The organism is Pseudoalteromonas sp. SWXJ133, assembly GCF_015864365.1.
GTDB classification, from domain to species: domain Bacteria; phylum Pseudomonadota; class Gammaproteobacteria; order Enterobacterales; family Alteromonadaceae; genus Pseudoalteromonas; species Pseudoalteromonas arctica.
Map to the genome: position 1 here is coordinate 14,060 of NZ_JADYXJ010000002.1, position 19,830 is coordinate 33,889.

At 39.6% G+C, this 19,830-nt stretch carries 18 protein-coding genes; 5 read left to right on the forward strand and 13 right to left on the reverse strand.

What is annotated here, in order from left to right:
• Positions 1–292: 292 nt before the first annotated feature.
• From recQ to I6F40_RS01610, 4 genes are all read left to right on the forward strand, one after another.
• Complete coding sequence (gene recQ, locus I6F40_RS01595; protein WP_010553279.1) at positions 293–2,116, forward strand: DNA helicase RecQ; 1,824 nt, start codon at positions 293–295, stop codon at positions 2,114–2,116.
• Between the two features lie 7 nt (positions 2,117–2,123).
• On the forward strand, positions 2,124–2,408 hold the full coding sequence (locus tag I6F40_RS01600) for a DUF3630 family protein (protein ID WP_007583724.1): 285 nt from the start codon (positions 2,124–2,126) through the stop codon (positions 2,406–2,408).
• A 171-nt stretch (positions 2,409–2,579) separates the two neighbouring features.
• Positions 2,580–4,289: a ShlB/FhaC/HecB family hemolysin secretion/activation protein gene (locus I6F40_RS01605; protein WP_024609055.1), complete on the forward strand. Its 1,710-nt coding sequence runs from the start codon at positions 2,580–2,582 to the stop codon at positions 4,287–4,289.
• 69 nt (positions 4,290–4,358) lie between these two features.
• Entirely contained in the window at positions 4,359–4,934 is a 576-nt protein-coding gene (locus I6F40_RS01610; protein WP_007583721.1) for a mechanosensitive ion channel domain-containing protein, read from the forward strand.
• An 87-nt stretch (positions 4,935–5,021) separates the two neighbouring features.
• On the opposite strand, the gene I6F40_RS01615 is transcribed toward I6F40_RS01610, so the two are convergent.
• The 3 genes from I6F40_RS01615 to I6F40_RS01625 are packed head-to-tail and all read right to left on the reverse strand — an operon-like array spanning position 5,022 to position 7,409.
• On the reverse strand, positions 5,022–6,080 hold the full coding sequence (locus I6F40_RS01615) for a succinylglutamate desuccinylase/aspartoacylase family protein (RefSeq protein ID WP_007585786.1): 1,059 nt from the start codon (positions 6,078–6,080) through the stop codon (positions 5,022–5,024).
• The gene (gene rimK / locus I6F40_RS01620; RefSeq protein ID WP_002961977.1) at positions 6,067–6,972 is read right to left on the reverse strand and encodes a 30S ribosomal protein S6--L-glutamate ligase; all 906 of its coding nucleotides are present in this window, start codon (positions 6,970–6,972) and stop codon (positions 6,067–6,069) included. Before rimK ends, I6F40_RS01615 begins: the two co-directional genes overlap by 14 nt.
• 2 nt (positions 6,973–6,974) lie before the next feature.
• Positions 6,975–7,409, reverse strand: coding sequence for an ATP-dependent zinc protease family protein (locus I6F40_RS01625; protein ID WP_007585784.1), 435 nt, complete (start codon positions 7,407–7,409; stop codon positions 6,975–6,977).
• A gap of 285 nt (positions 7,410–7,694) precedes the next feature.
• Between I6F40_RS01625 and I6F40_RS01630 the strand changes: the two genes are divergently transcribed.
• Positions 7,695–8,666: a zinc transporter ZntB gene (locus tag I6F40_RS01630; protein ID WP_166376481.1), complete on the forward strand. Its 972-nt coding sequence runs from the start codon at positions 7,695–7,697 to the stop codon at positions 8,664–8,666.
• 85 nt (positions 8,667–8,751) lie between these two features.
• On the opposite strand, the gene I6F40_RS01635 is transcribed toward I6F40_RS01630, so the two are convergent.
• The 10 genes from I6F40_RS01635 to I6F40_RS01680 form a co-directional block, all read right to left on the reverse strand.
• Entirely contained in the window at positions 8,752–9,939 is a 1,188-nt protein-coding gene (locus I6F40_RS01635) for a polysaccharide lyase family 7 protein (RefSeq protein WP_166376480.1), read from the reverse strand.
• Positions 9,940–10,688: 749 nt separating this feature from the next.
• Positions 10,689–11,024: a ribonuclease E inhibitor RraB gene (gene rraB / locus I6F40_RS01640; protein WP_007585369.1), complete on the reverse strand. Its 336-nt coding sequence runs from the start codon at positions 11,022–11,024 to the stop codon at positions 10,689–10,691.
• Complete coding sequence (locus I6F40_RS01645) at positions 11,024–11,737, reverse strand: 1-acylglycerol-3-phosphate O-acyltransferase (RefSeq protein ID WP_166376479.1); 714 nt, start codon at positions 11,735–11,737, stop codon at positions 11,024–11,026. The genes rraB and I6F40_RS01645 overlap by 1 nt, the downstream gene beginning before the upstream one ends.
• Before the next feature lie 164 nt (positions 11,738–11,901).
• Positions 11,902–14,196 carry a DNA topoisomerase IV subunit A gene (parC, locus tag I6F40_RS01650; protein ID WP_166376478.1) on the reverse strand — a complete coding sequence of 765 codons (2,295 nt, stop codon included), beginning with the start codon at positions 14,194–14,196 and terminating at the stop codon, positions 11,902–11,904.
• Between the two features lie 10 nt (positions 14,197–14,206).
• Complete coding sequence (locus I6F40_RS01655; protein WP_121954961.1) at positions 14,207–15,301, reverse strand: PQQ-dependent sugar dehydrogenase; 1,095 nt, start codon at positions 15,299–15,301, stop codon at positions 14,207–14,209.
• 29 nt (positions 15,302–15,330) lie between these two features.
• Positions 15,331–17,220 (reverse strand): DNA topoisomerase IV subunit B, encoded by a 1,890-nt coding sequence (gene parE / locus I6F40_RS01660; RefSeq protein ID WP_010553287.1) that lies wholly within the window; start codon positions 17,218–17,220, stop codon positions 15,331–15,333.
• A gap of 108 nt (positions 17,221–17,328) precedes the next feature.
• Positions 17,329–17,889: a YqiA/YcfP family alpha/beta fold hydrolase gene (locus I6F40_RS01665; protein WP_007585377.1), complete on the reverse strand. Its 561-nt coding sequence runs from the start codon at positions 17,887–17,889 to the stop codon at positions 17,329–17,331.
• Positions 17,874–18,659, reverse strand: coding sequence for a metallophosphoesterase (locus I6F40_RS01670; protein ID WP_166376477.1), 786 nt, complete (start codon positions 18,657–18,659; stop codon positions 17,874–17,876). The genes I6F40_RS01665 and I6F40_RS01670 overlap by 16 nt, the downstream gene beginning before the upstream one ends.
• A complete protein-coding gene (locus tag I6F40_RS01675; RefSeq protein WP_024592841.1) occupies positions 18,646–19,104 on the reverse strand; it encodes a DUF1249 domain-containing protein in 459 nt (152 codons plus the stop codon). The genes I6F40_RS01670 and I6F40_RS01675 overlap by 14 nt, the downstream gene beginning before the upstream one ends.
• A gap of 26 nt (positions 19,105–19,130) precedes the next feature.
• Positions 19,131–19,757, reverse strand: a complete 627-nt coding sequence (locus I6F40_RS01680) for an NUDIX domain-containing protein (RefSeq protein WP_166376476.1) — start codon at positions 19,755–19,757, stop codon at positions 19,131–19,133.
• Between the last annotated feature and the right edge of the window lie 73 nt (positions 19,758–19,830).

The following is a 19,830-nucleotide window of genomic DNA, read 5'->3' on the forward strand; positions in this document are numbered from 1 at the left end:
CTTTAAGAAAGCAGATCTATCTTAATAAGCGGTTTCAACACTACCAGAGTTTAATTTACTTACAATAGAGTTGAGGTTAATACCAATTAGCTTAATTAAGTGATCTATCTGGAGGTAAGAAAATAGTGTCTATAACAAGGCAAAAAACTCGTTATTTAGTTGTTCTATATCAGAAATTTTTAACGCAGCTAGCGTCAGATTTGATCCCTCAAATTGATTAAGTAGTATTGCGGATTGGTATAAGTAACTCAGCTAAAGACATCTCACTAAAAAACCACTAAAATACCCGCCAATGAATACATCAACACCACCTTCTAGCACCCTTGTGCGTAAACCCGAAACTGTCCTCAAACAAGTGTTTGGCTACAGTGAATTTCGCGACGGCCAAAAAACAGTTATTGATGCTGCTATTAACGGCCAAGACTCGCTTGTATTGCTCCCTACTGGCGGCGGAAAATCGGTTTGCTATCAAATACCCGCTTTAGTGCTCGAAGGCGTCACTATTGTCATATCTCCGCTCATATCGCTAATGCAAGATCAGGTAAGTCAACTTCAAGCACTTGGGGTAAAAGCCGCTTACGTAAATAACAGCTTAGCGCGAGAAGAGCAGCAATTGGTGTATCAACAGCTTCATCAGGGGCAAATTAAGCTTTTATATGTGGCACCTGAAAAAGTATTACAACGCGAATTTTTAGAGCGTTTATCGCATTTAAATGTAAGCTTATTTGCCATTGATGAAGCGCATTGTGTGTCGCATTGGGGTCACGATTTTAGGCCTCATTACTTTCGCTTAAACGAATTAAAGCAACGTTTTGCACATGTACCCATGATGGCGCTCACTGCAACTGCCGATAAAGCCACCCGTTTTGATATAGTTGAGCAACTAAAACTACAACAGCCTTATATTCATACTGGCAGCTTTGATCGCCCCAATATTCGCTACACTATAGAAGAAAAATTTAAACCTATGGTGCAATTGCTTCGCTACCTAAAGGAGCAAAAAAGCCAAAGCGGTATTATTTATTGCACCAGCCGTAAACGCGTAGACGACATTGCTGAAAAAATTGCAGATGCAGGGCTAAACGCTGCCGCTTACCATGCAGGTATGAGTAACGAGCAACGACAATTTGTACAAACTGGCTTTGCCCGTGACGATATACAAATAGTGGTCGCAACCGTTGCTTTTGGTATGGGTATAAACAAGCCTAACGTGCGTTTTGTACTGCATTACGATATTCCAAAAAGTATAGAGTCGTACTATCAAGAAACAGGGCGTGCTGGGCGAGATGGACTTGCCGCAGAAGCCATAATGTATTTTGACCCAGCTGATATTGGCCGTGTAAGACGCTTTTTTGAAGACATAGACGACGAGCAACGCCGCCGTGTAGAAGAACAACGCTTTAACGCAATGGCAAGCTTTGCAGAAGCACAAACGTGTCGTCGGCAAATATTGCTTAACTATTTTAGTGAATATCAACGCGAACCTTGTGGTAACTGCGATATTTGTCTAAATCCACCTAAAAGCTTTGACGGTACATTAGTTGCCCAACAAGCGCTTTCTTGTGTGTACAGAGCTGACCAGCGCTTTGGTCTTGGGTACATTGTTGAATTACTACGTGGTGCAAATACTAGCCGCATACGCGATAACAATCATCATGAGCTAAGCACTTACGGCATAGGTAAAGATAAAAGCAGTGAATTTTGGCTTAGTATTTTACGCCAGCTTATTCATCAAGGCTTACTTAGCCAAGATATAACGCAAGGTGCGTCACTTAGGTTAACCGAAGCCGCGCGTGCAATTTTAAAAGGTGAGTACGCACTGCAATTAGCCGAGCCACGCCTGCAAGCCAAACACGTTTATCAAGATAAATTAGCACAATTTAATTACGACAAAAAACTGTTTGCTCGCCTGCGCGCACTACGTAAAGAACTTGCTGATGCCGATGATGTACCACCTTATGTGGTATTTAATGATAAAACGCTAGCCGAAATGGCGCAGCTTATGCCAACAAACGACAGCGAATTTTTAAAAGTGTCGGGTGTGGGTTTTACTAAGTTAAATAAATACGGCGGCGAGTTTTTAACTGCAATTCGCAATTACCTAGCTACAAATTAAGAATGTTATGACCCAAATAGAATATGACCACGCCCATAAATACATTTTAATTACGCCAGTCGAGCCTCCACACGATGAAGACTTTGAACTGTGGAGCACACTCTTTTTACACTCAGACGATGTAACACTCAATGAGTATTCTGCAGGCGCCGATCGCCATCAAGTTCGCTTTACCTATAATCAGCAGACCTTTAATTTAAACTATGAGCATTACAGCCAAAGTATTTGGATTAATGCCGAAGGCCATGAAGCTGAGCACTTATTAGCCGCTTTAGCATTTTATTTAAGTTAGCTTTTAATATCCCGCCCACAGGCGGTTCTAAACCAGGTTGGTTATTAACATAAGTGAATATGAGTAACAATTAATTAGTTTCAAAATCCATACCTTTTACTTACATTATAATAACAATGATGTAAGCTGATATTACGATAGTCATTTGCTACGTAGCAGTAAAGAGGTTTAATGGTGAACAAGAAATGGATAGCACAATGTTGTATTAGCTTAACGGTTTTAAGCTTTTATGTGCCTAATGCATTCGCACAACAATCTTCAACGAAAACTGATAACTGCCTTGTAGAACAGACAGATTTAAGCACAAATAAAAACTTACGCCGAGAAGTTCAAGACAAAACAACCCTCACGCACAGTAATAGTAACGCTAAAATAGCCTCAATAAAGCTCAAGCAACTTAATGTATTTAATACTGAGCTTGAAGAGGAGAACAACGCACTATTTCGATTTGCTAACCGCGCTCATATTCAAACAGAGCCCGATGTCATTAATAACCTTTTATTATTCTCCCCTGGTGACAAGTACGATGCTAAAAAGCTTGCAGAGTCTGAGCGCCTACTTCGTAAAGAAAGCTACTTATATGATGCACAAATTAGTGCAATCGAAAACTGCGACGGTGACGTTAATGTAGAAGTGGTTACCCGTGATTTGTGGACACTTTTACCTGAAGTAAACTTTAGCCGTAGCGGCGGAGAAAATAAATCGAGTATAGGTTTTAGAGAATCAAACCTGCTTGGTTGGGGGAAGCGCCTTTCGTTGTCACGCACGACCGACAGCGATCGTAGCGGTTATTTATTTGTTTACGACGATCCTAATATTTTATCTACTCGCTACCGCGGCCGTTTAGAGTACGCTGATAACAGCGATGGCAAGCGCCATTTACTTGAGCTAACCTATCCATTTTACGCGATAGACACCCCTTTTAGTTACGGTATTTTAAGCTATTCTGAGCAGCGCGAAGAGTCACTATATAAACGCGGCGAAGAGTTTAGCGAATTTGATCAAACTACTGATTTAAACCGTGCATTTATAGGACACTCTAAAGCGCTTAATAATAATTGGACCCAACGCTTAACCTTAGGTTATACCGACGAGCAGCATACCTTTGAAGCTATAGACACTACATTTGCACCACTTGCCGATGACAGAAGTTTAAGTTATCCCTTTATAAGCGGCCATTGGTTTGAAGATAACTACATAAAAGTACGCAATTTTGACAGTATATCTCGCACTGAGGATTTAAACTTAGGTTGGAATATTAAAAGCTTAATTGGCTATTCAGACGAATCATTAAGTAATGACGACAGCCGCGCGGTGTATTCTTTTAACTTTAAAAAAGCCCACTTTACTAACGATAATACCTTATGGCGTTTTAGTGCTGATATTGATGGCTATTGGAATAAAGAACAGAAAAAACTCGAAAACTTTATGGCCACCAGCCAAGTACAATATTATTTAAATACCAGTGAAGACCAATCTTGGTATGTTAAAGCCCGGGTGCAATACGCAAAAAACCTTACTGCTGATCAACAGCTTACTTTAGGCGGCGAAACAGGCCTGCGTGGTTACCCTATGGATTATCAACATGGCGACCGCAGCTTTTTAGTTAATCTAGAAAAGCGCTATTACTGGGAGTACGATTTACTACAACTATTTAAAGTGGGTGGCGCAGCTTTTGTAGATGTGGGCAGAGCATGGTTTAACGATAAAGATAATGGTGAAAACGCACATGTATTAAAAAATATAGGCGTGGGTCTTCGTTTAGCACCGAGTCGTGCAAACTCAGGAACCATGATTCACATTGATATTGCAGCCCCAGTTGATAGCTACGATGACGTAGACTCAGTACAGTGGTTAGTAAGCGTTAAAAACACTTTTTAAATAATACAAACGCGTTAAACTAATACCAATTGAATTAAATTAAATTGGTATAAAAGTTCAGGGCCTAATGTGGAAATAATAGAAGTTTTAGAATTGTTTGCATCACAATATAAGTTAATTGTAACTATAATCGCTATTTTGGTTTTCCCTCTGCTATTAAAAATAACCAAAAAATTACTCGAAAAAGCAATTAAGGGGAAAGTTGATTTACACCGAAAATACCGTGCAGAGCTCTTACTAAAAATTATACTCGCCTTTGTCGTGCTGTGTTTAGTTTTAGTATTTTGGGGTATAGAGCTTCGTGGCTTATTGGTTTTAGGCTCCTCTTTATTCGCTATGTTAGGCGTAGCGCTTTTTGCCGCTTGGTCATTACTGAGTAACCTAACCGCATTTTTACTAATGTTTATTCAAAACGATTGCCGTGTTGGCTATTGGGTACGAATTATTGATGGTGCAAATCATGTTGAAGGGCGCATTGTTGAAATGGGCTTAATGAATGTAGTACTTGAGCATATTGATGGGCACCGTGTAATTTACCCTAATAATTTATTTGTGACACGCCCTGTCATGGTTTTAAATAAAGAACCAAAGCCAACAAAAGCTCCCGTTATAAAGCGTATTATTGGCCCTAAAAAACATAGTTAAAAAAGTACTAGTCACAAAAAAGCCGCAGTAAGTAATTAACTTCTGCGGCTTTTTAATGCTTTAACTAACCAAAATTAAGGTGAACTATTAGTTATTTAGCTCAGCTGTTTTAAGCTCGTCATCTAAATCGTTTATCTCGTCAATAAAGTTCTCTAGTTGCTGCTCTACTAAACTATTGTCATTTGCAAAGTAAGCAAGGTGGAATACCGCATCACCTTCATTTACCAATGGCATAGTTTGCTGACCAATAACAATACCGCCTTTAGGCGCTAAAAGCTCAAGCTCAGAGTCACCTAGTGGGCTACTAATATAAGCAAGTACTTGCCCTTTAGTTACATGCTCACCCAGTGATACTTGTGCACGCACAATGCCATCAACTTCGGCACGTATCCAACTAGTTGAACCTGCAATAATAGGATCTGGTAACTTTTTAGGACGCTTGCCACGGATCATTTTTAAATGACGCATAACATAATCAACACCCTGCACACCTGCCGCAATGGCGATTGGATCAAAACGCAGTGCTTCACCAGCTTCATAGGTTATAACCGGTATACCTAGGTTTGCAGCTTCACTTCGTAATGAGCCATTACGCAATGATGCATCTATAACTGCTGGCGTGCCGAATGCTTTAGCCATTTCAGCGGTTGCTTCATCAGCTAAGTTAGCGCGAATTTGCGGTAAGTTAGTTCGATGAATAGCGCCAGTATGTAAATCAATAATGTGGGTACAATGTATTGCCACTTGATTAAAAAACATATAAGCCATACGCCCAGCAAGTGAGCCACGCTCAGAACCTGGAAAGCTACGATTCATATCGCGTCGGTCTGGTAAGTAACGCGATTTATGAATAAAGCCAAACACATTCACAATAGGCACAGCGATTATTGTGCCGCGCAGTTGGCTTGGGTCTATTTTAGCAATTAACTGACGCACAACTTCTACGCCATTTAGCTCATCACCATGAATAGCCGCACACACCATAAGCACAGGACCTTCCATTACACCGTTAACCACTTCAATAGGAATATTAAGTGGTGAATGGGTATAAAGTTTAGCTGCCTCTAAGGCAAGTGTTTTACGCTCGCCTACGCCTACACTCTCTCCTAATAAGGAAAAAGGACGGTTAATTTTAACCTTTGCCACGTGTTGCTGTTCCTTTACTTGAAGCATTTTTTTCGATGAAATCAATCACCATGCCTGCAATGTCTTTACCTGTTGCTATTTCAATGCCCTCTAAACCTGGTGATGAGTTTACTTCCATCACAAGTGGTCCACGAGATGAGCGAAGTAAATCAACTCCCGCTACGTTCAAGCCCATTGATTTAGCCGCCGCTACTGCCGTTTTACGTTCTTCTGGAGTAATACGAACTAATGTAGCACTACCGCCACGGTGAAGGTTAGAACGGAACTCACCTTCTTGTGCTTGGCGCTTCATAGCTGCTATTACTTTATCGCCTAATACGAAACAACGTATATCCGCACCACCCGCTTCTTTAATGTATTCCTGAACCATAATATTAGCTTTTAAGCCCATAAATGCTTCAATAACACTTTCAGCCGCTTTGCGTGTTTCAGCAAGTACAACACCAATGCCTTGTGTGCCTTCAAGTAATTTAATTACAACAGGTGCACCGCCTACCATTTCTAGTAAGTCTTTTACATCATCTGGTTTGCTAGCAAAACCTGTTACTGGCATACCAACGCCTTTGCGCGAAAGTAACTGAAGTGAGCGTAATTTATCGCGCGAACGAGAAATAGCGACTGATTCGTTTACAGGGTAAACACCCATCATTTCAAACTGACGAAGTACCGAACAGCCATAAAATGTAACCGATGCACCAATACGCGGGACGATTGCGTCAAATTCTTTTAAGTTTTCACCGCGATAGTGAATTTCTGGTTGCTCAGAGTTGATATTCATATAACAGCGCAATGCATCAATCACTTTAACTTCGTGACCGCGTGCCTCTGCCGCCTCAATTAAGCGACGCGTTGAATATAATTTTCTGTTGCGAGATAAAATACCGATTTTCATAGTTAAACCTTACGACCTAATAGTTGAGATAAAGCCGGGTCAACGACTATACGATTTTCCATGGCTGTACGCCCTAATAACATTCTAAACTTCATTGTTGCACGGCTTGTTAAAGTAAGCTCGATAGGCCAGCTATGCTCGCCTGCATGCAATGTAGTTTCTATAAAGTAACGTAACTCTTTTTGCCCACTTGAGCTGGTTACGTACTTCATTTTTTTAACTTTTGCATTGCAAGTGACTTGCGTTTGCTCATCATCTTGCAGCGGCTGGGCCGTAAATTTAACCCATTTTTCTGAGTCAACTTCGTATTCTTCAATGTTAATTGCATGAATACATGAAGTGCGAGCGCCAGTATCAATTTTTGCTTTTATCTCGTTAATACCAAGCCCAGGTAAACTTAACCACTCACGCCAACCAACTGTGATCTTTGCTGTCATAAATGTGCCCTTAATAAAAAAGTGACTTATACGCTACAGGTAAAAAAACACCAACGAAATAAATTTATCTAGTCGATTAGTAAATTAAATTGATCTTTTTAAACAACTGGTCACACAATGCACGCCTTGCTGAATAGTACTTTATGCCACTTTACTCAGCCCAAAGGCTCTGCATATATTTTGCTATTTAAGCTTAACTTATTAAAAATAAAGGTAAGTTTAAAATAGTTAAGTAGATACACTATAGTTAACGGTATTAAAAATACACTATTATGAGAAATAATTATGATTAATGGTTTACTACATGCACTTGTACTTGATGGACAAGGCGGCGCTCGCCCTATTGAAAGCACTAATGAGCTAAATAGCTGGCAACCAAGCCACGGAAAACTTTGGGTGCACATGGACTATAGCCAAAGCGAGGCTGTTGAGTGGCTCAAGGCACAACCTCATTTAAACGACTACGAATTAGAGTCCTTAATTGCTGATGAAACACGCCCGCGTATTACATCAACGACTAACGGACATATGTTATTTTTACGTGGTGTAAATTTAAATCCAGCACAAAGCCCTGAAGACATGGTTTCAATTCGTTTATTTATTAGCGAAGACATTCTTATTACTACCCGCAAGCGTCGTTTATTATCGGTGCAGGATACGCTCACCTGTTTAAATGAAAATAAAGGCCCATGCAATATTTCTGAGCTAGTATGCTCTATTACACAAAAACTAACTTCTCGCATGCAAAGCGTTATTGACTCACTAGATGAAACACTCGATGAGTTTGAAGAAGAAATAGATGAACCAAGTAAAAAGTTTGATAACCAAGGTTTATCACAGTTGCGCCGTCAAACAATTGCCTTAAAGCGTTATTTAAAACCGCAAAAAGAAGCCCTTAGCTCAATGATAAATAATCACTACCCGTGGCTGTTAGATGACGATAAAGCAAAATTAAACGAAACAACTAACTTACTTATTCGTTATTTAGAGGAGCTTGATAGCTCTATTGAACGTGCGCAAATCATTCAACAAACAATCACTAACCAAGTGTCTGAGCAATTAAATCAGCGTATGTATGTAATGTCGGTTGTGGCTGCATTATTTTTACCTTTAGGCTTTTTAACCGGCCTGTTAGGCGTAAACGTAGGAGGTATTCCGGGTACCGAGAGCCCCTATGCATTTAGTGCGTTTGTTATATTTTTGATTGTACTTACTGGCGGTATTGGTGTGTATTTTAAAAATAAAAAATGGTTATAGATTAAGTTTATACATTAAAAAAGCATTAAAAAAGCCACTCAGCTTTAAACTGAGTGGCCTTCTAAACTACTGAATAACTAAATAATTAGTTAGTTTTACGCGTATAACTAACGTCAGTCATTGTTACTTTAGCTTTTGTAATTCCTAAATCTTTAAAGCACTCTTTAAATGAATCTGAGTTTCCTGACTCGCCACACTCATCTAGTGTATATGGGTCTTGTGATTGTAAATAATTACCAAACTTAAAGTAAGATTCTGAATCATCTTCTACCGGAATACCAAAGGTAGTACCTAATGCAGTCACATCTACATCACCGTAATTATTAACTACTTTTAGATTGAATGAACCACCACTTCTGATAGTACCTAGTGCATGTTTTTCTTCTTTACCACTGGTGTTACGCAGGCGAACATAAACGTCAAAAACCCCGTTACCTGCTACGCTATCATCAAAACCTGATTCATCAGTATCTGAAACATATACTTTTGAAATCGTACCCGTATCGCTAGCGTGGTGCTGAGAAATAATCGTTTTACCACCATCTGACATTTCAACTTTTACAGTTGCCTCAAAAACCTCATAGGTTTCGGTCATCGCAACACGTGCACTTTCTTTTACTTTATATTCATGACGCCAGCCATTCCCATTTGGAGTGATATGACGCGCTTCTAGAGGAACAAACTCTAAAGTGTCGCTATTTACTAATGGATGAGGATCGTTACCTTCAAGGTCAAAAATACTACCGTTGGTGATGTTGCTTGCTATACCTGAGCCACCACCAGTGTCGCCACCGCCAGTATCACCACCACCTGTGTCTCCGCCGCCAGAAGAACTACCCTTAGTTAACGAAAAGTCATCAAAACGAACATCGCTTGAGCTCTTATCATGCTTAGCAAATACTTGTAGCGAACCTGTATTTGCTGTGGTGAAAGTTTTAGATACTTTTGTCCACGAAGAAACGTTAAATTTCTCACTTTTAAACAAACCATTAAGATCGTTAATGCCGATTTGTCCCTTGCCAAGTACGTACGCACTTAACGTGTACTGAGTATTGCGATCTACATCTACATTCTGGTAAACACGCCCTGGGCTACCTTGTATTTTCAGTGACTTTGAGCCTTTGTATGCATCTGAAGATAGCGCTGCTGGCTCTGTTTCATTCCAATCGCTCCAACCATCTTCAAAACCCGAGTTATCAATCGTGGCAGCATGCGCAAAAGAAGTGCTCGCAGCAATTGCAGAGCAAATAAGTAACTTTTTGTATTTAACCATTATTTTTATTCCTTTAAATCTGTATATAAATAACCTAACAACTTAACTTGGTAGTAAATACCAAACTTAAACGCATTGTATAAACAGACTTTCGATTCAAAAAATTGGTAATAGCAAAAATAAATTAAGCAATTCAAGTTGGTATTACCAAAACATTTACCAAACTGGTAAAGCAAGGCTATATTTTTTGTTGCCAATATGTCAACAAGTTAATTGTTACCGTATGAGCAGCAAAACATTCTAAAAAACACAATACAAACAAACTTAAACGCTTAAAAAACAACAAACTAAAAATCCAATCATTTAAAATTATAGAATGCAATTATTGGTAAATTTCATAAAATAGTAGTACTTCAAACAAAAACCTCTATTACCAGCTTTCCATGAACAGCTTAATGCATTATGAATAAACTAAAATTATTTTTAATAAAATTGTAACTGAGTAAAACTGGTCATACCAATAAAGCGTTAATATAGCTTAGTTTGAAAATAGATTTAGTACGAATAAATAATTAACCGGAGCTTTAATTTGGAGATTTAATTAGAAGATTTACTAGCATATTAAAACACTAAAACATTTAGGCTTATTACTCTCTAGCTAGGGCGTGTTGATCTTTGATGGTTGAATTTTCAGCAGCATATTTATTTAACCTCGAAAAACAAACATGACCTAATTATAGGCACAAAAAAGCGAGTGTTTTTACAACACTCGCTTTTAAATTAGTTAATCTAAACACTCGTTAGTTACGTTACTCTTGAAAGTAAGTACCCCAACCGTCGTACTCAACTTCGCACTCAACAGCTAGTTGTGCTAGCTTATCAACGTCTTCCATAATAACGTCTACGTCTAGCTCAGCTTCAACTACAATGTCAAAGCTCCAAATTTTGTTACCGTCTTCAAGCTCAAGCTCTGCTGGTTCTTCAACATCGTAACCCAATTTAAAAGCAGCAAGTGCAGCTTGCTCTAACTTAGGAAAGTCTTCACACACAAAGTGGTGCTCTACTTCATAAAGTATTTCAGGGTCTGACCCATCTTCAAGTAGTGAACTTACGATGTCTTCACTTATTTCACGCCAGTTTTCCATTATTTTTCTCTCACTTGAGCATCTAATTCAGTTATTTTAGCAGCCATAATGCTATGCACGCTTTTAGCATGCTCACGCGCGCTAATTTCTTTATCAAGCGGTATAGGCGCTAACATTTCGATGTGAATTGTACCATTATCCCAACGATTTAGCTTAATGGTTTTATGTGTTGTATTCATACATACCGGAATTATGGGTACATCTGCGCTCATTGCGGTGTGAAATGCACCTGTTTTAAATGGTAGCAACCCTCTTCCATAGCTTCGTGTGCCTTCTGGAAACATCCATACAGATAAGCCATTATTTTTAATTTTTTCGGCTGCTTTTGAGATAGTTCCTGCCGCTTTAGAGCGATTCGATCTGTCTATTAATATATTACCCGACAACCAATAAAGCTGACCGAAAAATGGGATCCACTTTAAGCTCTTTTTACCCAAACTTACGCAGTTTTTTGGCACCATTGCTGGCACTGTAAATAAGTCGTAGCTATTTTGATGATTAGCAACATAAACTGCAGGACCTGGATCAACGGCATCTTTATGACGTGTTAGAGCTAGCTTAACGCCAACCATTTTAGCCATTGAGCCAAACCAACCCGATATAATATGTACATTATTAGGATGAAATGGTCTTACTATCGACAATAATAAACCAAAAAAACAACTGAATAATATAAACAGCAGCATAATAAAAACGCGTATAACAGCTAGCAAATGGGTTTCTCCAAAAATCAATTATGATTATTATAGCGTTATTTTGTGACACAAACGAGTCTATAGCGCACAAGTGTACGCTGAAATATTTAAGCTCTTTATTTTAAAACAAAAACGGCCTGCAAATGCAGACCGTTTTTATTTATAAGCGCGGTAACTAATGCTTATTCTTCGCTAATGACTTCAATCGGTTCATCATCTTGAGGGGTTAGTTCTACAACAGCTTCGTCAACACGTTGCAGGCCTCGCGGTAGTTTATTACCCCTACGCCCTCGCTCACCATGATAATGCTCTAAGTCGCTTGGTTTAAGCGTTAGTTTACGCTTACCAGCGTGAAGCGTAACACTGCTTCCTAGTGGCACAACAGCAAGCACTTTTACAAACTCTTCGCGAGCTTGTACTTTAGCCCCTGGTATAGAAATGATTTTATTACCTTTACCCTTACCTAATTTTGGTAAGTCTCGCAGCGGGAATAAAAGCATTCGACCTTCGTTAGAAATAGCCATGCAGTAATCGCTAGCAACATTGTTCACTCTAATAGGAGAAAGTAATACTCCACCTTTAGGGACGCTTACCAGCGCTTTACCATTTTTATTTTTACTAACTAAATCTTTAAAGTCAGTAATAAAGCCGTAACCTGCGTCCGATGCCATAAGCAATACTTGCTCGTCTTCACTCATTACCACGTGCTCAAAATTAGCGCCTGGTGTTAAGTTAAAGCGACCTGTCATTGGTTCGCCTTGGCTACGCGCAGAAGGTAGGCTGTGCGCATCGGTTGCAAACGCCCGCCCTGCTGAATCTAAAAATACAGCCGGTTGATTACTCTTACCACGAGCCGAGGCTCTAAAGCCGTCACCCGAGCGATAATTTAAGCCTTGTACATCTAAGTCGTGGCCTTTACCAACACGTGCCCAACCTTTATCTGACAGCACAACAGTAACCGACTCTGATGGAATTAAATCTTTTTCGTTAAGCGCTTTTGCTTCTGAGCGCTCAATCACTGGCGAGCGACGATCGTCACCATACATTTCAGCGGCTTCTTGAATTTCTTTTTTAAGCAGTGTCGACATACGACGTTCTGAGCCTAATATTTGCGCTAATTTATCACGCTCTTTGGCCAGTTCGTCTTGCTCACCACGAATTTTAAACTCTTCAAGTTTGGCTAAATGACGAAGTTTTAATTCTAAAATAGCTTCTGCTTGCGTATCCGTTAAATCAAAGCGCTCCATTAATACAGGCTTTGGTTTATCTTCGCTGCGAATGACTTCAATCACTTCATCAATATTTAAAAAGGCGGCTAACAAACCCTCTAAAATATGTAGACGTGCTAATACTTTATCTAAACGATACTGCAAACGACGACGCACTGTTTCGCGTCTAAATATTAGCCACTCACTTAAAATACAGCGTAAATCTTTAACTTGCGGGCGGCCATCGAGGCCTAGCATGTTTAAGTTTACTCGGTAATTTTTTTCAAGATCGGTGGTTGCAAATAAGTGCGCCATTAATGGCTCAGCTTTAATGCGGTTTGAGCGCGGAATAATTACAATGCGTGTTGGATTTTCGTGATCTGACTCGTCACGTAAATCGGCAATCATTGGTAATTTTTTAGCGTTCATTTGCGCTGCAATTTGCTCAAGTACTTTACCACCAGAACATTGATGCGGCAGCGCTGTAATAACAATATCACCATGCTCTTCGGTATAAACCGCACGCATTTTGATAGACCCTCGACCGGTTTTATATATTTTGTGAATATCGGCTTTTGGGGTAATTATTTCAGCATCTGTTGGGTAATCTGGTGCATGTACAAGCTCAAGTAATTCTTCAAGCTCTGTTTTTGGTTTATCAAGTAATAAACAACATGCACTAGCCACTTCACGTACGTTATGTGGCGGAATATCGGTTGCCATACCTACAGCAATACCCGTTATACCGTTTAGTAAAATATGCGGTAAACGAGAAGGCAATACTACAGGTTCATCCATTGTGCCATCAAAGTTTGGTGTCCAATCAACGGTGCCTTGGCCAAGCTCTTTTAATAGTACTTCTGAAAACTTAGATAAACGCGCTTCGGTATAACGCATTGCTGCAAACGATTTAGGGTCATCTGCCGCACCCCAGTTTCCTTGTCCATCTACCAAAGGGTAGCGATAAGAAAACGGCTGCGCCATTAATACCATCGCTTCGTAACATGCACTGTCGCCGTGTGGATGGTACTTACCAAGTACGTCACCCACTGTACGGGCGGATTTTTTGTACTTAGCGTTAGCCGACAAACCTAGTTCGCTCATCGCATAAATAATACGACGCTGTACTGGTTTTAAACCATCACCTACATGCGGTAAGGCGCGGTCCATGATCACGTACATGGAATAATTTAAATAGGCGTCTTCGGTAAAACGCCCCATTGTTTGTTGCTCAATTCCTTGCATTAGCAAGGTATCTGTATCACTCATTAAAGCTTACCTAGTTTTTCTTATAGCTTACACGGTAGATTACATTAGCGTAATCATCGCTTACTAACAGACTGCCGTCACCTAATTCTGCAAATGCAACAGGGCGTCCAAATGTTGTTTCGTCTTTCATAAAGCCAGTAATAAATGGCGTATATTTAGTTACGCGACCTACTTCAATTGTTGCTAGCCCTACTTTATAACCTGACTTTTTAGAACGGTTCCATGAGCCATGTTCAGCAACAAATAATTGTTGCTTATAGCTTGCTGGAAATTGCTTACCGTTATAAAAATGAATGCCCAGTGGCGCTACATGCGCTGGAAGTGCAAGAGCTGGCGACGTGTAATCGGCAATATTTTTACCTTCCCCAAACTCAGGGTCAATAATTGCACCGGCATGAACATACGGAAAACCAAAATGCTCACCTTCTTGCGTTGCACGGTTTAACTCATCAGGCGGAATATCATCGCCCATCATGTCGCGACCGTTATCACTAAACCATAAAGCTTGAGTAGCTGGATGAAAATCAAAACCGACGGTGTTTCTAACGCCCTTGGCTATTGTTTTTATTTGTTTTGTTTCTACATTAAGCGCAAAAATACGACCAAAACGTTCATCCTCAGCACAAATATTACACGGTACACCCACCGGAATGATTAGCTCGCCCGTTGGTGCAAAACGTAAAAATTTCCAACCATGATGACGCTCGCTCGGTAATGCGTCATAAACCACATCAAATTTTGGATCTTTTAATTGGGTATCAATATTTTTAAAGCGAATAATACGATGTACTTCGCCTACGTATAAATCGCCATCTTTAATTGCTATGCCAGAGGGCATGTTTAGGCCTTTAGCCACAACAATTTTTTTATCTGCTACGCCATCGCTATTATGATCAATAAGCGCATATACGTTGCCCGCTTTACGAGAGCCAACATACACAATACCTTTTTTTGAAACGGCTATTTGACGTGCATTTTCTACATCATTTGCAAATAAGCTTATTTCAAATCCCGGCGCGACTGTGAGCTTATCGAGTATATTTTTCGCCATTACAGGAGCGGTAGTCAGCCCAAGTAACAGCAAACTTCCTAGTAGTTTTTTCATTCGCCTCTCCTAGTGTTAAGCACAGGTAATTAAACGAGTGCCTTGTTACCATGATCTTCTAACCATTGACGACGATCAGGCGATCGTTTCTTAGCAAGCAGCATATCCATCATTTCCATGGTTTCTACTTCTTCATCAAGCGTAAGCTGCACTAAACGTCGTGTATTTGGATCCATCGTGGTTTCACGCAGTTGTAACGGGTTCATTTCACCCAGACCTTTGAATCGTTGGACGTTTACTTTTCCGCGTTTTTTCTCGGCTTCTATGCGCGCCAAAATAGCGGTTTTTTCTTGCTCATCAAGTGCGTAATAAACTTCTTTACCAATATCGATTCTAAATAATGGCGGCATTGCTACATACACATGCCCTGTTTTTACTAACTCTGGGAAATGGCGAACAAACAGTGCACATAATAACGTCGCGATGTGTAGTCCATCCGAGTCAGCATCGGCCAATATACAAATTTTATTGTAGCGTAATGCCGACATATCGGTTGATTCTGGATCAATACCCAGTGCCACTGAAATATCGTGTACTTCTTGTGATGCTAGTATTTGACCTGACTCAACTTCCCAGGTATTCAAAATTTTACCACGTAGCGGCATGATAGCCTGAAACTCACGGTCTCTTGCTTGTTTAGCAGAGCCACCAGCAGAATCACCTTCCACTAAAAATAATTCGGTACGGTCGTTATCAGCAGCGCTACAATCTGTTAGTTTACCCGGTAAGGCAGGACCTGCAGTAACACGTTTACGCACTACTTTTTTAGCTGCACGCAAGCGAGTTTGTGCATTTGAAATACATAACTCAGCTAATAACTCAGCGGTATCTGTATGTTCATTCAACCATAAACTAAACGAGTCTTTTACAACCCCCGATACAAACGCAGAACACGAGCGTGATGATAGTTTTTCTTTTGTTTGACCGGCAAATTGAGGGTCTTGCATTTTTACCGACAACACGTAACTACAACGATCCCAAATATCATCAGGAGTTAATTTCACACCACGAGGGAGTAAGTTTCTAAACTCACAAAATTCACGCATTGCTTCAAGCAAGCCTTGGCGTAAACCATTTACATGCGTACCACCTTGCGCGGTAGGTATAAGGTTTACGTAGCTTTCAGCTATTGATTCACCACCTTCTGGTAGCCATACAACAGCCCAGTCAGCGCCTTCAATTGAGCTTTTAAATTCGCCAACAAATGGGTCTTGCGGTAATGTTTCAAAACCTTTAATTGCTTCAACTAAATAATCTTTCAAGCCTGTTTCGTAAAACCATTCTTGGGTTTCTTTTGTTTGCTTATTAACAAACTTAATACGTAGCCCTGGGCACAAAACTGCTTTGGCTTTTAATAAATGATTAAGCTTGGTAATTGAGTAGTTTGGTGAATCAAAGTAGCTAACATCAGCCCAAAAACGAACCGTAGTACCGGTGTTACGCTTACCAACTGTACCAATTACGTTTAAGTCTTCTACTTTATCGCCGCTTTCAAATGCCATTCTAAATTGCTGAGCATCGCGTCTTACTGTTACTTCTACACGCGTAGATAACGCATTTACTACCGAAATACCTACACCGTGCAAACCACCCGAAAATTGATAGTTTTTATTAGAAAACTTACCACCGGCGTGTAATTTGGTGAAGATCAATTCAACCCCAGGGATACCTTCTTCTGGGTGAATATCAATAGGCATACCACGCCCGTCATCACTTACTTCAAGCGAATTGTCTTCGTGGAGTATTACGTCGATACGAGTAGCATGACCAGCCATAGCTTCATCGACACTGTTATCGATAACCTCTTGGCCTAAATGATTGGGACGTGTTGTATCTGTGTACATCCCTGGGCGTCGTTTTACCGGATCTAATCCATTAAGTACTTCAATGGCTTCGGCGTTATAATTTTGATCACTCATAGTTTTTGTCTTTATATCCGCTAAGGCTCTAATACGTTTTACTAGTTTTATTGTTATATGCGCTAAAGCGTTAATATAGTAACTAACCTCAGTTCAGGCTAACTAGTTTTACGTGATTTTAAGAAAATCTACAATACTTGCAAAGGTGCGTTCAAATTCAACGTAGCTATGATCGCCACCAAATTCTATCAATTGCTTGCATTGCGAATAATATTTTACTGCGTGTTGAAAGTTCAACACTTCATCGCCTGTTTGCTGTAATAAGTACAGTAACTCAGGGTATGCTAATTTATCTACAGCGAGTAATTTAAGTGCCTCAATATGACTGTTATTTAAATCGTAATGATAATCTTGATACGGATTATAATTAGGTCCAAGTAACGACTGTAATAAATTATAGGGTGCGACCGCGGGATTAATAACCACTGCAGGAATTTGATAACGCTGCGATAAATACGTGGCAAAAAAACCACCTAACGAGCTACCTAATAAAACGGTATTTGGCGTTAGTAATTGTTCAAGCTCAATTATAGCTTGTAGGGGCTCGTGGTTTAAGTTCGGTACACAATAATCAACGTCATAGTTTGCCATAAGCTCACCAAAGCGCACAGCTTTATATGATTTTTGTGAACTATTAAAGCCATGAATATAAATTACGCGTTTAGCCATACTACTTCCGTTTTTACTTCTACTTTATCTTTTTTACTCTTTATATTTAGCATTCTGTAAGCTGGTCCCGCATTTTTTTGCTCCCACTGTGAAGTGTGCTTTACAAATTGTATTGAGCTGGCAGGACTTGCATATATGGGCAAGCCTCTAAAACTTTGTTCGTAATCATTGTGCACATGCCCATGAAAAAGCGCAGATACATTATTACTATTAACTAAAATATTTAAAAGCTGTGGGCCATTTTCTAATAAGTGTTTATCAAGGTAGCCGTTTATTGGCAGCGGATTATGATGACAAAATATAACTTTACTATTATTCGAGTTGACTAAAGCGTCCGTTACTTCATCTAAATGCGTGCCAGTAACCCATCCTGCGGGCGTGGGCCCTTTAGAATTAATAAGAAGTAGCTCAATCCCATTAGCAATAATATGTTTAGCCGAATTTATTTGCCCACCACTTATGCGATTAAGCATTGCTAGTTCATCATGATTACCTGGCACCCAAAATACAGGACTAGTAATGTCACTGGCATTTATAAGTTCACTAAATAATAAATACGATTCGAAACTATGGTCTTGTGTTAAGTCGCCACCAAAAATAATGCAGTCTATTGATTGCTTAGCTATGTGTGCCAAGGCTTGTTCAAAATGATCTGCGGTATTTACATTAAAGTACTCACCGCTTTTGTCTGCGAATAAATGGCTGTCGGTAATATGAGCAATGCACAAAGATGATTTATCAAATGTATATGTATCATCAAACCAAGCCATTATTTACATCCCAATTTAACGTCGCTTGTCCGTGCTCTACACAGGCCACTAACCAGTCGTATAAAAAAGCATTCAGTTGATACTTTTCATCTTTTTGATGCATTTTAGGGTTAGGGTATCCATAAGATGGTTTTATGCGTTGATGATAATCGTGATGAACAATTTCAGCCACTTTGGCATCGTGATACAAACGCACCGTTAAATACAGCGGCGTAATCCCTTTAACCATTCCTGTTAGCTGCTTAATTGAAATATCCATGGTGTATTTTGCGCTGCCATCAATTTTTGTAGCAAACTCACTGTTGCCAAGTTTAACTTCACGAATGCTTCCTATATTACGCTCGCTCGGTAACAACTTTAATAGTCGCACATAGTTATGCTCACAAAGTGTTAAATACTTTGGGAGGCTCTGAATATATCGCTTTGTTGCTAATTGTGCTGTCAAAGTACCACCATAATATTAGTAAGAGTTTATGTCCATTTACTTGCCATTTTTTCGCGATTTAGCGCAAGCCACTGCATACAAATAACCGTTGCCGCATTATCCATTTCACCGTTATTGAGGCGCATTAGCGCATCATCAACCGATAAAATATGGGTTTTTATATCCTCGCCTTCAGTTTCAAGACCATATACACCTGATTTCACTTGGCTTAAGTCAGTACGCGCTAAATATAAATGTAAGCGCTCAGTTGTACCACCAGGGCTTGATAGGTATGAAAGCATAAATTCAAGTTCAGTTAATTCAAGCCCAGCTTCTTCATACGCTTCTTTTTTTACAACTGATTCGTAATCAGTGCTGCCGTCTGTCATTCCAGCTATGCACTCTAGTAGCCAAGGCGAATGCTTGCTTTTAATAGCGCCAATACGTATTTGCTCAATTAAAAGAACAGTATCTGAAATTGGGTCATAAGGGAGTACTGCAATTGCATCGCCACGTTCTAATATTTCTCGGCTAATTACTTTAGATTTTCCACCCGCAAAAAGAGCATGTTCAAACTGGTACAAATCAACCTGAAAAAAACCTTTATAAAGATTTTTTATTGGCTTTAAATTTACATCTTTATGTGTAAATTGAACGAGTTTTTTATCAACCACGTACCTACCTCCTACTTATCTAAAGCTTTAAAATGCGTTAATATATTCTGTTACACTTGAACATACTGTTTTA